Below are 13,261 nucleotides of genomic sequence, written 5' to 3' on the forward strand. Positions count from 1 at the left end.
GGCTATTCGACCCCGATGAGCAGCGGCGCCGAGTACCGGCCGCCGCGGTAGGTGACGGTGTCGACCGCCAGGTGCCCGTGCTGGACGTACGCCTCCAGGCGCGCCGCGAGGGCATCGGGGACCTCCGGTCCGAGGACGAGGGTGACGAGTTCCCCGCCGGAGCCGAGCATCCGCGCCAGGACGGCCTCCGCGGTCTCAGGCAGGCCCGATCCGATGACGGCGACGTCGCCGTCGATGAGGCCGAGCACGTCCCCGGCCTGGCAGATGCCGACGGAGGTGAAGGACTGCCGTTCGGCGACGGCCAGTTCCCCGTAGCGGGTGGCGCCCGCGGCGGCCGTCATGGCCACCACGTCCTCGTCGAAGGTGGCGTCCTGGTCGTGCACGGCGAGCGCGGCCAGGCCCTGGACCGCCGAGCGGGTGGGGATCACGGCCACGCGTACGCCGTCGGCGCGGGCCTCCTCGGCGGCCGCGGAAGCCGCCGCGCGCCACTCGCTGTCGTTGGGCAGCACGACCACCTCGCGGGCATGGGCCAGCCGGATCGCGTCGGCCAGTCCGGCGGCCGCCGGTGCCTCCCCGGGCCGGGCGAGGACGGTGGTCGCGCCCGCGTCCCCGCACAGGCCGGCCAGTCCCTCGCCCGGGACGACGGCGACCACGGCCCGCTGGACCCGCTCGGTCCGCGCGCGGCGCCGCTCGTCGCCGAAGTGGGTGATGCGGATGCGGTAGGGCCGCCCGGCGACCACCCCGGCCTCCACGGCCGCCCCGGGGTCGTCGACGTGGACGTGGACGTTCCAGAGCCCCTCGCCGCCGACCACCACCAGCGAGTCGCCGAGCCCGTCCAGCCGGGCCCGCAGGGTGGCCACGGCGACTTCGGTGGCCTCCAGCAGGTAGATCACCTCGTACGCGGGCCCGCCCAGGTCCTGCGCCTCGCAGGGCTGCGGCGGCTGCGGTACGGGCACGGCCCGGCCGCGTACGGGTTCCGGGGCGGGCTCTTGGCCGGACAGGGCCTGCCACAGTGCCCCGAGTACGGCGACCACCCCGCAGCCCCCGGCGTCGACCACCCCGGCCCGGCCCAGCGCGGCCAGCTGCCCCGGGGTCTCGGCGAGGGCGGCGCGGGCCCCGTCGTAGGCGGCGCGGGCCACGTCGGCGGCGGTCCCGGCGGCGGCGCCGGCCGCCCGCGCCGCGGCGGTGGCGACGGTGAGCATCGTCCCCTCCACGGGGTGCGCGACGGCCTGGTACGCCTCCTCGGCCGCCCGGGCCAGCGCCTGCGCGAGCATCGGGCCCGGCGCCTGTGCCCGCCGGTCCGGTTCCGCGCCCAGTACGTCGGCCACCCCGCGCAGCAGCTGGGCGAGGATGGTGCCGGAGTTGCCCCGGGCGCCTATGAGGGCTCCGTGTGCGAAGGCCCGTACGGCTTCGGGGAGGGAGGGGGCGGCCGTGGTCCGCGTCACGTCCTCGAAGGCGGCGGCCAGCTCGCGGTCGGCGGACTCGGCGGTGAGGTAGAGGTTCGTGCCGGTGTCGGCGTCGGCGACGGGGTAGACGTTGATGGCGTCGATGTCCTCGCGGGCCCGGTCCAGGGCGGCCAGGGCCAGCGAACTCCAGGTGCGCACCGCTTCGGCGTCGAGCTCGTCGGCGGACTGCGGCGCAGGCTCGTGCGGCACCGGGCGTTCCTCCTTGTGCGGGCCAGGGTTCACCGCAGGGTAACGAAGGCCGGCCGCCCGGGGCGGGGCCGGTGGAGCCCATGGTAGTTTTCTTGGACGGGCGCAGTCGTTGTATGCTGCTCCGGTTGCCCGATGAGAGTCGGGCCATTTCCCCCGGCAAACCACTTCGGATCTCTGATTCCGGTGCGCCGGATTCACTGTAAGTGCATCTGAAGTCTTTGGAGTGACCTGTGGCTGCCAACTGCGACGTTTGCGCCAAGGGGCCGAGCTTCGGCAACAACATCTCCCACTCGCACCGCCGCACCTCGCGTCGCTGGAACCCGAACATCCAGCGCGTCCGTGCCGTGGTCAATGGGACGCCGAAGCGCCTCAACGCCTGCACCTCGTGCATCAAGGCCGGCAAGGTCTCGCGCTGACGCCTTCCGTCGTCGTAGCGCAGCCCTTTCCGGTTGCCAAGAAGGCCGGTCCACCCAGTGGACCGGCCTTTTGCCTTTCCCGCGCGTGTGGGGCCGGTGGGTCCACCGGCCCCACACGTCGTTGCCCGGCCGTCCGGACCGGTGGCGGGCCCGACGGGGTGGGCAGGGCTCAGGCCCGCCGGCGCCAGGCGTGGTCAACGGGGCCGATGCCCGCACCGAGCGCGAAGCCGGCCGCGATGGCACCGGTGACGTACTCCTTGGCCGCCTTGACGGCCGCGGGCACCTCCAGGCCTTGTGCGAGGCCCGCCGCGACGGCACTGGCGAGGGTGCAGCCGGTGCCGTGGGTGTGCCGGTTGTCGTACCGGGGGGCGCGCAGCCAGTGTTCCTCGGCGCCGTCGGTCACCAGGTCCACGGCTTCGTCGCCGTGCGCCGTCAGGTGGCCGCCCTTGATCAGGGCCCAGCGCGGGCCGTAGCCGAGGACCGCGTCGGCGGCCCGGCGCATGTCGTCCTCGCTCTCCACGACGACGCCGGTGAGCTGCGTCACCTCGTCGAGGTTCGGCGTCGCCACCGTGGCCCGGGGCAGCAGTTCCCCGCGTACGGCGTCCAGCGCCGAGGCGGCGAGCAGCGCGTCGCCGTGCTTGGAGACGCCGACGGGGTCCACGACCACCGGGGCCGCGGTGCCGGCGAGGAGTTCGGCCACCGTCTCCACGAGGACCGCCGAGGACAGCATCCCGGTCTTGACGGCCTGCACCCCGATGTCGTCCACCACGGCCCGGTACTGGGCCCTGACGGCTTCGGCGGGCAGCTCCCAGACCCCGTGCACGCCCAGCGAGTTCTGCGCGGTCACGGCGGTGAGGACGCTCATCCCGTGCACACCGAGCGCCAGCATCGTCTTGAGGTCGGCCTGGATGCCGGCGCCGCCGCCGGAGTCGGATCCGGCGACGGTCAGGCACAGCGGCGGGCGGTTCACCGCGGGGGTTCCTCGTCGGCCGGGTCGGCGCCGAAGTGGTCCCACCCGCCGGTGCTGGTCCAGGGGGCGCCGTCGACGGTCACCTGGGGCAGCGCGGAGCGGTTCTGCACCTCGCCGATCACCTTCCAGCGGGCGGGCAGTTTCACGTCGGGCGGGAAGGTCGCCACGATCGCGTGGTCCTCACCTCCGGTGAGGACCCACTGGAGCGGGTCCACGCCGACCGCCTGGCCGATGTCGTACATCTGGCTCGGGATGTCGACGGCCGCGGAGCGCAGGTCGATCCGTACCTTGCTGGCCTCGGCGATGTGACCGAGGTCGGCGACCAGGCCGTCACTGACGTCGGTCATGGCGGTGGCGCCGAGGCCGGCGGCGGCGGGGCCCGCGTGGTAGGGCGGCTCGGGGCGCCGGTGGGCCTCCACGAAGGCCCGCGGGGAGCGGAAGCCGCGCGAGAGCACCGCGAAGCCGGCCGCGGACCAGCCGAGCCAGCCGGTGACGGCCACCACGTCGCCGGGGCGGGCGCCGGAGCGCAGCACCGGTTCGTGGTTGCGCAGGTCGCCCAGGGCGGTGATGGCGACGGTGATGGTGTCGCCGCGCACGACGTCGCCTCCGACCACGGCCGCGCCGGCGACCTGGCACTCGTCGCGGATGCCGTCCATCAGCTCGGTGGGCCAGGTCACCGGCAGTTCCGCCGGGACGACGAGGCCGAGCAGGAGCGCGGTCGGCACCGCGCCCATGGCGGCGATGTCGGCGAGGTTCTGGGCGGCGGCCTTTCGGCCGACGTCGTAGGCCGTGGACCAGTCGCGCCGGAAGTGCCGGCCTTCCAGCAGGATGTCCGTACTCGCCACGACCCGTCGGTCGGGGGCCGACACCACCGCGGCGTCGTCCCCGGGTCCGAGCCGGACCGCCGGGGTGGTGGTGAGCCGTGAGGTGAGCTCCCGAATGAGCCCGAACTCCCCCAGCTCGCCCACAGTGCCCTTCATCGCTGTGCCCCTTCTTGCCCAGTCCGCTTGCGGTCGCGAGCCGTCACAGCTCTGGGTACCGTCAACAGATACGTCAACTTCTGCTCCATGTGCGCCCCGCCGTGCGCGGTGCCGGGCTCGCGGGTCTCCCCGTGGCGCTCGGCGACGCGGTACCGTGGCGTCCCTTCTTCCCCGGGCCCACCCGCAGTTCCAGGGCCCAACCGAAGGTTAGGGGAAATGATCCTCGTGGCCGCCCTGGAGGTTCCGTGGTACAGGCGTACATCCTCATCCAGACCGAGGTGGGCAAGGCGTCGTTCGTCGCCGAGTCCATCGGCCGGATCCCGGGGGTGATCCAAGCCGAGGACGTGACGGGCCCGTACGACGTGATCGTGCGCGCCCAGGCCGACACCGTCGACGATCTCGGCCGCATGGTGGTCGCCAAGGTCCAGCAGGTGGAGGGGATCACCCGCACCTTGACCTGCCCCGTGGTCCATCTGTAGCCCCGTCTACTCTTGGCCGGTGATGTCTGCACACCACCGGCCGCTGCGTCTCCTGGCCCTGCCCGCCTGCACCGCCCTGCTGGCCCTGGCGGGCTGCGCTCCGGATGGTTCACCGGCCCGGCTGGAGCCACCGCCCACGCCGCCCGCCGAGGTCGCGGGACTCTGTGCGGCACTGCACGAGGAGCTCCCGGACTCGGTGGCCGGTCTGGAGCGGACCGGCACCGCACCGCAGTCGCCGCTGACCGCCTCTTGGGGCGGTTCGGCGATCGTACTGCGGTGCGGTATCCCCAAGCCGCCGCGGATGGCCGATCCGAAGCAGGACGGCGTCGAGGTCAACGGAGTGGGCTGGCTGGTGGAGAAGGTGCCCGACGGCGAGGGCGGCGGCTACCGGTTCACGACCGGGCTGCGGCTGGCGTACACCGAAGTCCGGGTGGACAAGGAGCACGCCACCGACGCGCAGATGCTGGTCGGGCTCTCCGCGGCGGTCGCCAAGACCGTTCCCGAGGGCATCGCCTCCTACTGAGGCACCGCCCTCTCCCCCGTTCCCACGAGGACCGCCCGCCGGAGATCCGGCGGGCGGTCCTTTCGTGCGTGGGCCCGGCCCGGGTCAGCGCAGTCCGGTGGAGCGGCGCAGCGCGGCCTGGATCAGGAGGTCCACCAGCTCCGGGTACTCGACGCCCGACTCCTGCCACATGCGCGGGTACATGGAGATGGGGGTGAAGCCCGGCATGGTGTTGATCTCGTTGATGACGAAGGTGCCGTCCTCGGTGAGGAAGAAGTCGGCGCGTACCAGGCCCTCGCAGGAGGCGGCCTCGAAGGCCTCGACCGCGAGCCGCTGCACCTCGGCGGTCTGCTCCGGGGTGAGCGGGGCGGGCACGATCCCGGAGGCGGAGTCGATGTACTTCGCCTCGAAGTCGTAGAAATCGTGGCTGGACACCGGCGGGATCTCGGCCGGGGCGCTCGCGCGGGGCCCGTCCTCGAATTCCAGCACGCCGCACTCGATCTCGCGGCCGCGCAGCAGCGCCTCCACGATGATCTTCGGGTCGTGGCGCTGGGCCTCGGCGACGGCCGCGTCGAGGGCGGCGGGGTCGTCGACCTTGGTGATGCCGATGGAGGAGCCGGCCCGGGCGGGCTTGATGAACAGCGGCCAGCCGTGTTCGGCGGCGAAGTCCAGGATCTTGCCGCGGGCGGCGTCCGGGTCGGCCCACTCGCGGGGGCGGATGGTCACGTACGGGCCGACGTTCAGCCCGAAGGAGGTGAACACCCGCTTCATGTAGTCCTTGTCCTGGCCGACGGCCGAGGCGAGGACTCCGGAACCGACGTACGGGACGCCGGCGAGTTCCAGGAGCCCCTGGAGGGTGCCGTCCTCGCCGTACGGGCCGTGCAGCACGGGGAAGACGACGTCGACCTCGCCCAGGGCCTTGGGAACGGCGCCCGGCTCGGTGTAGACGACCTCGCGGTTCGCCGGGTCGACGGAGAGGACGACCGCGCCGTCCGCGGAGTCCGCGAGCTGGTCGACGTTCGGGAGCTTCCGGTCGGCGATGGCCATCCGGGAGGGCTCGTCGGCGGTCAGCGCCCACCGGCCGTCCGTGGTGATGCCGATGGGCAGCACCTCGTACTTGGACCGGTCGATGGAGCGCAGCACGGCGCCCGCCGTGACGACCGAGATGGCGTGTTCCGAGCTGCGGCCGCCGAACACGACGGCCACGCGGGGCTTGCGGCCCTGCTGCTCAGGGGTCTGGGGGAGGTTCTCGCTGCTCATATCGCCACGAGAGTACCCGCTCGGACGTCCGGAAAGGACTCAGCGGCGTTCCGGTTTGGCGCTGCGGCTCATGAGTTCCTTCAACGCGACCAGCGTGGGCTTGCCGTGGTGCACGATGTCGACGACCGTCTCGGTGATCGGCATGTCCACTCCGTGCCGGTGGGCCAGATCTGCCACGGACTGGCAGGACTTGACCCCTTCCGCGGTCTGCTTGGTGACCGCGATGGTCTCCTCCAGGGTCATCCCGCGGCCGAGGTTCGTGCCGAAGGTGTGGTTCCTGGAGAGCGGCGAGGAGCAGGTGGCGACCAGGTCGCCGAGGCCGGCGAGGCCGGAGAAGGTGAGCGGGTCCGCGCCCATGGCGAGGCCGAGGCGGGTCGTCTCGGCGAGGCCGCGGGTGATCAGCGAGCCCTTGGTGTTGTCGCCCAGCCCCATGCCGTCCGCGATGCCGACGGCGAGGCCGATGACGTTCTTGACGGCGCCGCCAAGCTCGCAGCCGACCACGTCGGTGTTGGTGTACGGGCGGAAGTACGGCGTGTGGCAGGCGGCCTGGAGGCGCCGGGCGACGGCTTCGTCCACGCAGGCCACCACGGACGCGGCGGGCTGGCGGGCGGCGATCTCGCGGGCCAGGTTGGGCCCGGTGACGACGGCGACGCGCTCGGCGGGGACACCGGCGACCTCTTCGATGACCTCGCTCATCCGCTTGGCGGTGCCGAGTTCGATGCCCTTCATCAGGGAGACGAGCACGGTGTCGGGGGCCAGCAGCGGCGCCCAGGCGGCCAGGTTGCCGCGCAGGGTCTGGGAGGGGATGGCGAGGACCGTGAAGTCGGCGCCCTCGGCGGCTTCGGCGGCGTCGGTGGTGGCCCGGATGTTGCCGGGAAGTTCGACGCCGGGCAGGTAGTCGGGGTTGCTCCGGCCGGTGTTGACGGCGTCGGCCAGCTCCTTGCGGCGTCCCCAGAGGGTCACCTCGCAGCCGGCGTCGGCGAGGACCATGGCGAACGCCGTGCCCCAGGAGCCGGTTCCGTACACGGCTGCCTTCACGGGACCTGTCACTTCATGCCCTCCCCCGCGGCCTTGCGCCGCTGTTCAGCCCTGGCTTTGCGGTGGTCGTACGGCTGCTCGGGCGCCTTCTCGCCGCGCAGTTCCTCCAGCAGCCCGGTGACCGCCGCCATGATGGCCTCGGTGGCCGCCTTGAGCACGTCGGGGGTGGGCTCGCGGTCGTAGAACTCGGAGAGGTCCACGGGCGGTCCGGCGAGCACCTGGAGGGTCTTGCGGGGGAACAGGCTGAGCTTGTTCTCCTTGGCGTAGGGCGGCATCGCGAGGTTCGCGCCCCACTGGGCCACCGGGATGACGGGGGCCCTGGTGACCAGTGCCACCCTGGCCACACCGGTCTTTCCGGCCATGGGCCACATCCCGGGGTCGCGGGTCAGGGTGCCCTCGGGGTAGAAGGCCACGCATTCCCCGCGTTCGATGGCGGCGACGGCCGCCCGGAAGGCGTCCAGGGCGTTGGTGGTCTCCCGGTAGACGGGGATCTGTCCCGAGCCGCGCAGGATCATGCCGACGAACGGCACCTTGAACAGGGCGGCCTTCGCGAGCAGCCGCGGCACCCTGCCGGTGTTGTACTGGAAGTGCGCGTAGGACAGCGGGTCCAAGTACGAGTTGTGATTGACGGCGGTGATAAAACCGCCGTCGGCCGGAATGTGCTCCATTCCCCGCCAGTCCCGCTTGAAGAGCACTACCAGCGGCGGTTTCGCAATGACCGCCGCCAGGCGGTACCAGAAGCCGATTCTGCGGCGGGACACTCGGACACCTTCCTCTAGGACCGGGGCGCGCTGGCACCTCGCGGGCCGGACAAGTGTCGCCCCAGGTCCGGTCTCTGTCGAGAACACCGTACGCCCCGCTCAGGCCGCCCGACCCACCCGTGTCCGGGCTGAGGAGACAATGGGGCGACTGATGACCGGGCCGTGACCTGACCACGGCCCGAACGCGTGCGGGGGCGCACCGGAGGGAAGGGGGCCGTGACGAACGCCGTCTGGAGTCTGGTGGTCCCGTTGAAGCCGCTGGCGCTGGCCAAGAGCCGGCTCGCGGCGGCCGTCGGCGGCTGGCGCCCGGGGCTCGCGCTGGCCTTCGCGAAGGACACCGTGGCGGGGGCGCTGGCCTGCGCCGCGGTGGCGGATGTGGTGGTCGTCACGGACGACGCGGTGGCCGGTGCGGAACTGGCGCGGCTGGGGGCACGGATCGTCCCCGACGTCCCGGGCGCGGGGCTCAACGCGGCGCTGGCCCACGGGGCGCGGGCCGTTCGCTCGGGGCGGCCGGGGTCGGCGGTGGCCGCGCTGAACGCGGACCTGCCCGCGCTGCGGCCGCCCGAATTGCTACGCGTGCTCGATAACGCCTCGGTATTTCCGCGGGCTTTTCTGGCGGATGCGGCAGGAATCGGGACGACCTTGCTTTCCGCTGCTCCGGACGTGGAATTGGCGCCCTCGTTCGGCGGCCCGTCGCGGGCCCGGCATTCGGCGTCCGGGGCGGTGGAAATCGCCCTGACCGGCGTCGACAGCGTCCGACGGGACGTGGACACCGGCGCGGATCTGCGCACGGCCCTCGCCCTGGGGGTGGGCCCTCACACGGCCCTATACAGTGCCGGTATGCAGGCCACCGCGTACACGTACGACTCCCAGACCCGCAGCGGCAGTGTGCTGCTGGACGACGGCACCCCCGTGCCCTTCGAGGCCGCGGCGTTCGACGCGGGCGGCCTGCGACTGCTGCGTCCGGGACAGCGCGTGCGGATCGAGACGGAGGGTTCGGGCGCGGACCTGCGCATCACCCTGGTCACCCTGCAGACGTTCTGACGGGGGGCCGGGGCCCGCGCCAACGGCGCGCGGACGCACCGCGGGCCGGCTTCCCCGCCCTGGGGAAGCCGGCCCGGCGTGTGTGACCCGCCCTGTTACTTCTTGCGGGCGGTGGTCTTCTTCGCGGTGGTCTTGCGCGCCGTCGTCTTCTTGGCGGGCGCCGTGGTCTTCGCGGTGGTCTTCTTCGCCGCCGGAGCCGTCTTCTTGGCCGTGGACGTGGTCTTCTTGGCCGTGGTCTTCTTCGCCGCGGCCGTGGAGGAGCCCGCCGCCGTCTTCTTCGCGGCGGTGGTGGTCTTCTTGGCGGCCGCGGTCGTCTTCTTGGCGGCGGCCTTCTTGGTGGTGGCGGCGGTCGTGGTCTTCCTCGCGGAGGTCGACTTGGCGGCCGTCTTCTTCGCGGTGGCCTTCTTGCCGACGGCCTTGGCGATGGTGGGCGGCGCGCCCGTGAGGCTGCCCTTCGGCGCCTTCTTGACGGCGACCTCTCCGCCCTTGGGGAGCTTCTTGGTGCCGCTGACCAGGTCCTTGAAGCCCTGGCCCGCACGGAAGCGGGGAACCGAGGTCTTCTTGACCCGGACGCGCTCACCCGTCTGCGGGTTACGGGCGTAGCGGGCCGGACGGTCGACCTTTTCGAACGAGCCGAAGCCGGTGACCGAAACCCGGTCGCCCGCGACGACCGCGCGGACCATCGCGTCCAGTACCGCGTCGACCGCGTCCGCGGCCTGCTGGCGGCCGCCGACCTTGTCGGCAATCGCTTCTACGAGCTGCGCCTTGTTCACGTCTTCCCCTTCGGAGACTTCGCCAGAACGAATGTGTTCAAGCTTATTTCGCACGTTAGGCGGATATATACCGCAAATCAAACACGAAACGGGCTAATCACCCTAGTGCCGCAACGTCGTAAGCCGTTACGGAGTTCCTTCGCATCAGTCGCCTTCAGGGAATCGACCCTCGTCGAGGTCCTTCATCAACCTGTCCAGGCGCCTTGCCGCATCGGCGAGATCATGCTTCGCCGCTGCCGTGACGACCAACAGCTTCCGGGACAGCGCCATCCTTACGCCCTCCGGGACTTGCAGCGTGCGCACCCTTGCGTGTGCTTCTTTCAATCGGTTCGCGACCACTTCGTAGAGCTCAAGTTGACTGTCGCGTTCCATGCACAGATTGTGCCATCTGGGGCGAGTTGTCGCCTCACGGGGCCTCAACACACGACTGTGCCCCCCGCCGGGAGGCGGGGGGCACAGTGGGGGCGATGTGATCACCCGAGGACGAATAAGCGCTGATCAGGCTGGAATCACGCCTGAATCGTGCGCGGCTTGAAGGCGGCCCGGGTGCTTTCGAAGGCGGCGATGTCCGCTTCGTTCTGAAGGGTGAGGGAGATGTCGTCCAGGCCCTCCAGCAGACGCCAGCGGGCGTTGTCGTCGAGTTCGAACTCCGCGTCGACGCCTTCGGCTCGGACCTTGCGGTCCACCAGGTCGACGGTGATCTCGGCGGTGGGGTCCGCCTCGGTCAGCTGCCACAGCCGCTCGACGGTCTCCTGCGGCAGGACCACGGTCAGCAGGCCGTTCTTCAACGAGTTGCCGCGGAAGATGTCGGCGAAGCGCGAGGAGATGACGGTCTTGAAACCGAAGTTCTGCAGGGCCCAGACGGCGTGCTCGCGCGAGGAGCCGGTACCGAAGTCCGGGCCGGCCACCAGCACGGTCGCGCCGGCGCGCTCCGGACGGTTGGTGACGAACTCCGGGTCCTTGCGCCAGGCCTCGAAGAGCCCGTCCTCGAACCCGTCGCGGGTGATCTTCTTCAGCCAGTGCGCGGGGATGATCTGGTCGGTGTCGACGTTGCTGCGGCGCAGCGGGACGGCCCGGCCGGTGTGGGTGGTGAAAGCTTCCATGATTCAGACTCCGGCGGGGGCGGTGACGTCGGACAGGTCGGCGGGCGAGGCCAGATGGCCCAGTACCGCGGTCGCGGCGGCCACCTGCGGGGAAACCAGGTGGGTGCGCCCGCCCTTGCCCTGGCGGCCCTCGAAATTGCGGTTGGAGGTGGACGCGGAGCGCTCACCGGGGGCCAGTTGGTCGGGGTTCATGCCCAGGCACATCGAGCAGCCCGCGTGCCGCCATTCGGCCCCGGCCTCCTTGAAGACCTTGTCCAGACCCTCCTCCACGGCCTGGAGCGCGACCCGGACCGAGCCCGGGACGACCAGCATCCGTACGCCGTCGGCGACTTTGCGGCCCTCGACGATGCCCGCGACGGCCCGCAGGTCCTCGATGCGGCCGTTGGTGCAGGAACCTACGAAGACGGTGTCGACCTTGATGTCACGCAGCGGCTGTCCGGCCGTCAACCCCATGTATTCCAGGGCCTTTTCGGCGGCGAGGCGCTCCGAAGCGTCCTCGTACGAAGCCGGGTCGGGGACGCTCGCCGACAGGGGCGCCCCCTGGCCCGGGTTGGTGCCCCAGGTGACGAACGGCGACAGCGAGGCGCCGTCGATGACGACCTCGGCGTCGAAGACGGCGTCGTCGTCGGTGCGCAGCGTCTTCCAGTAGGCGACCGCCGCGTCCCAGTCCTCGCCCACCGGGGCGTGGTCGCGGCCCTGGAGGTAGTCGAAGGTGGTCTGGTCGGGGGCGATCATGCCCGCGCGGGCGCCGGCCTCGATCGACATGTTGCAGATGGTCATGCGGGCTTCCATCGACAGCTGCTCGATGGCCTCGCCGCGGTATTCCAGGACGTAGCCCTGGCCGCCGCCCGTGCCGATCTTCGCGATGATCGCCAGGATCAGGTCCTTGGCGGTGACGCCCTCGGCCAGCGCGCCGGTGACGGTGATCGCCATCGTCTTGGGGCGGGCCAGCGGCAGCGTCTGGGTGGCCAGCACGTGCTCGACCTGGCTGGTGCCGATGCCGAAGGCCAGCGCGCCGAAGGCGCCGTGCGTGGAGGTGTGGGAGTCGCCGCAGACCACGGTGGTGCCGGGCTGGGTCAGTCCCAGCTGCGGTCCCACCACGTGGACTACGCCCTGCTCGACGTCGCCCAGCGAGTGCAGCCGGACCCCGAACTCGGCGCAGTTGCGCCGCAGCGTCTCCAGCTGGGCCCGGGAGACCGGGTCCGCGATCGGCTTGTCGATGTCGATGGTGGGGGTGTTGTGGTCCTCGGTCGCGATGGTGAGGTCCAGGCGACGGACCTTGCGGCCGGCCTGGCGCAGACCCTCGAAGGCCTGGGGGCTGGTCACCTCGTGCAGCAGGTGCAGATCGATGAAGAGGAGATCGGGCTCGCCCTCGGCGCGCCGGACGACATGGTCGTCCCAGACCTTCTCCGCGAGTGTCCTACCCATCGCTTTCCCTCCGGCTCACCGTCCCGGGCCCAGTGGTTCGTGGACCCGTACATACAGACTCGCTGTTTCTTGGAAAAATTGAACTTGCGTTTCACAGTGTGAGACGTGAATATCGTTTCATGGACAACTCTAGCGGCGTCGGCGTTCTCGACAAGGCAGCTCTGGTACTGAGCGCACTGGAGTCCGGTCCGGCCACCCTCGCCGGGCTGGTCGCGGCGACAGGGCTCGCACGACCCACGGCACATCGCCTTGCCGTGGCACTGGAACACCACCGGATGGTGGCGAGGGACATGCAGGGCCGGTTCATCCTCGGTCCGCGGCTGGCAGAGCTTGCCGCCGCGGCCGGCGAGGACCGCCTGCTGGCCACGGCCGGACCGGTGCTCACCCACCTCCGCGACGTGACGGGCGAGAGCGCGCAGCTCTACCGGCGTCAAGGCGACATGCGCATCTGCGTGGCGGCGGCCGAGCGGCTGTCGGGCCTGCGGGACACCGTCCCGGTGGGCTCCACGCTCCCGATGAAGGCCGGCTCGGCCGCGCAGATCCTGATGGCATGGGAGGAGCCCGAGCGGCTCCACCGCGGGCTCCAGGGCGCGCGTTTCACGGCGACGGCCCTGTCGGGCGTACGGCGCCGCGGCTGGGCCCAGTCGATCGGCGAGCGGGAGCCCGGCGTGGCCTCCGTCTCGGCGCCGGTGCGCGGGCCGTCGAACCGGGTGGTGGCCGCGGTGTCGGTCTCCGGCCCGATCGAGCGCCTGACCCGGCACCCGGGCCGGATGCACGCCCAAGCGGTCATCGACGCCGCCGGCCGGCTGACGGAGGCCCTGCGCCGCTCCGGCTGACCTCCTCCGCCCTTTC

General features: G+C 71.7%; 14 protein-coding genes and 1 pseudogene. 5 read left to right on the forward strand and 10 right to left on the reverse strand.

Features of this window, described 5'->3' with window-relative positions; genetic code table 11:
• Positions 1-2: 2 nt before the first annotated feature.
• The gene (gene fakA / locus IE207_RS26830) at positions 3-1,655 is read right to left on the reverse strand and encodes a DAK2 domain-containing protein (protein ID WP_190186888.1); all 1,653 of its coding nucleotides are present in this window, start codon (positions 1,653-1,655) and stop codon (positions 3-5) included.
• Between the two features lie 230 nt (positions 1,656-1,885).
• Between fakA and rpmB the strand changes: the two genes are divergently transcribed.
• Complete coding sequence (gene rpmB, locus IE207_RS26835; protein WP_007266795.1) at positions 1,886-2,071, forward strand: 50S ribosomal protein L28; 186 nt, start codon at positions 1,886-1,888, stop codon at positions 2,069-2,071.
• A 169-nt stretch (positions 2,072-2,240) separates the two neighbouring features.
• Here rpmB and thiD read toward each other — a convergent pair whose 3' ends face one another.
• Positions 2,241-3,041, reverse strand: coding sequence for a bifunctional hydroxymethylpyrimidine kinase/phosphomethylpyrimidine kinase (thiD, locus tag IE207_RS26840; RefSeq protein ID WP_190186889.1), 801 nt, complete (start codon positions 3,039-3,041; stop codon positions 2,241-2,243).
• Positions 3,038-4,021, reverse strand: coding sequence for a thiamine-phosphate kinase (locus tag IE207_RS26845; protein ID WP_190186890.1), 984 nt, complete (start codon positions 4,019-4,021; stop codon positions 3,038-3,040). Before IE207_RS26845 ends, thiD begins: the two co-directional genes overlap by 4 nt.
• Before the next feature lie 245 nt (positions 4,022-4,266).
• Between IE207_RS26845 and IE207_RS26850 the strand changes: the two genes are divergently transcribed.
• On the forward strand, positions 4,267-4,500 hold the full coding sequence (locus IE207_RS26850; protein ID WP_190186891.1) for an Lrp/AsnC family transcriptional regulator: 234 nt from the start codon (positions 4,267-4,269) through the stop codon (positions 4,498-4,500).
• 22 nt (positions 4,501-4,522) lie between these two features.
• Positions 4,523-5,023 carry a DUF3515 domain-containing protein gene (locus IE207_RS26855; RefSeq protein ID WP_190186892.1) on the forward strand — a complete coding sequence of 167 codons (501 nt, stop codon included), beginning with the start codon at positions 4,523-4,525 and terminating at the stop codon, positions 5,021-5,023.
• An 84-nt stretch (positions 5,024-5,107) separates the two neighbouring features.
• On the opposite strand, the gene IE207_RS26860 is transcribed toward IE207_RS26855, so the two are convergent.
• From IE207_RS26860 to IE207_RS26870, 3 genes are read right to left on the reverse strand one after another with little or no spacing between them, the layout of a single operon-like run.
• Entirely contained in the window at positions 5,108-6,262 is a 1,155-nt protein-coding gene (locus IE207_RS26860) for a D-alanine--D-alanine ligase family protein (RefSeq protein WP_190186893.1), read from the reverse strand.
• Positions 6,263-6,301: 39 nt separating this feature from the next.
• Entirely contained in the window at positions 6,302-7,312 is a 1,011-nt protein-coding gene (locus IE207_RS26865) for an NAD(P)H-dependent glycerol-3-phosphate dehydrogenase (protein WP_190186894.1), read from the reverse strand.
• Positions 7,309-8,061: a lysophospholipid acyltransferase family protein gene (locus tag IE207_RS26870; protein WP_190186895.1), complete on the reverse strand. Its 753-nt coding sequence runs from the start codon at positions 8,059-8,061 to the stop codon at positions 7,309-7,311. The genes IE207_RS26865 and IE207_RS26870 overlap by 4 nt, the downstream gene beginning before the upstream one ends.
• Before the next feature lie 186 nt (positions 8,062-8,247).
• Here IE207_RS26870 and cofC point away from each other — a divergent pair.
• Positions 8,248-8,898 (forward strand): annotated as a pseudogene (gene cofC, locus IE207_RS26875) (2-phospho-L-lactate guanylyltransferase); the annotation flags it as partial.
• Between the two features lie 302 nt (positions 8,899-9,200).
• Here cofC and IE207_RS26880 read toward each other — a convergent pair.
• From IE207_RS26880 to leuC, 4 genes are all read right to left on the reverse strand, one after another.
• Positions 9,201-9,878, reverse strand: coding sequence for an HU family DNA-binding protein (locus IE207_RS26880; RefSeq protein WP_190186897.1), 678 nt, complete (start codon positions 9,876-9,878; stop codon positions 9,201-9,203).
• Between the two features lie 144 nt (positions 9,879-10,022).
• Positions 10,023-10,250, reverse strand: coding sequence for an SCO5555 family protein (locus tag IE207_RS26885; RefSeq protein WP_136213320.1), 228 nt, complete (start codon positions 10,248-10,250; stop codon positions 10,023-10,025).
• 137 nt (positions 10,251-10,387) lie between these two features.
• Positions 10,388-10,981 carry a 3-isopropylmalate dehydratase small subunit gene (gene leuD, locus IE207_RS26890; RefSeq protein WP_190186898.1) on the reverse strand — a complete coding sequence of 198 codons (594 nt, stop codon included), beginning with the start codon at positions 10,979-10,981 and terminating at the stop codon, positions 10,388-10,390.
• 3 nt (positions 10,982-10,984) lie between these two features.
• Positions 10,985-12,409 (reverse strand): 3-isopropylmalate dehydratase large subunit, encoded by a 1,425-nt coding sequence (leuC, locus tag IE207_RS26895; protein ID WP_190186899.1) that lies wholly within the window; start codon positions 12,407-12,409, stop codon positions 10,985-10,987.
• A 119-nt stretch (positions 12,410-12,528) separates the two neighbouring features.
• On the opposite strand from leuC, the gene ndgR reads away from it, so the two are divergent.
• Positions 12,529-13,245: an IclR family transcriptional regulator NdgR gene (gene ndgR / locus IE207_RS26900; protein WP_136213317.1), complete on the forward strand. Its 717-nt coding sequence runs from the start codon at positions 12,529-12,531 to the stop codon at positions 13,243-13,245.
• Positions 13,246-13,261: the final 16 nt, after the last annotated feature.

The sequence above is a fragment of the Streptomyces cirratus genome, from assembly GCF_014650775.1.
Classification (GTDB): Bacteria; Actinomycetota; Actinomycetes; order Streptomycetales; family Streptomycetaceae; genus Streptomyces; species Streptomyces cirratus.

Excerpts from the sequence above, each read along its gene's own strand:
- IE207_RS26845 (WP_190186890.1), bottom strand. The coding sequence starts at position 4,021 with ATGAAGGGCACTGTGGGCGAGCTGGGGGAGTTCGGGCTCATTCGGGAG.
- IE207_RS26855 (WP_190186892.1), top strand. The coding sequence starts at position 4,523 with ATGTCTGCACACCACCGGCCGCTGCGTCTCCTGGCCCTGCCCGCCTGC.
- IE207_RS26860 (WP_190186893.1), bottom strand. The coding sequence starts at position 6,262 with ATGAGCAGCGAGAACCTCCCCCAGACCCCTGAGCAGCAGGGCCGCAAG.
- IE207_RS26885 (WP_136213320.1), bottom strand. The coding sequence starts at position 10,250 with ATGGAACGCGACAGTCAACTTGAGCTCTACGAAGTGGTCGCGAACCGA.
- leuD (WP_190186898.1), bottom strand. The coding sequence starts at position 10,981 with ATGGAAGCTTTCACCACCCACACCGGCCGGGCCGTCCCGCTGCGCCGC.
- leuC (WP_190186899.1), bottom strand. The coding sequence starts at position 12,409 with ATGGGTAGGACACTCGCGGAGAAGGTCTGGGACGACCATGTCGTCCGG.
- ndgR (WP_136213317.1), top strand. The coding sequence starts at position 12,529 with ATGGACAACTCTAGCGGCGTCGGCGTTCTCGACAAGGCAGCTCTGGTA.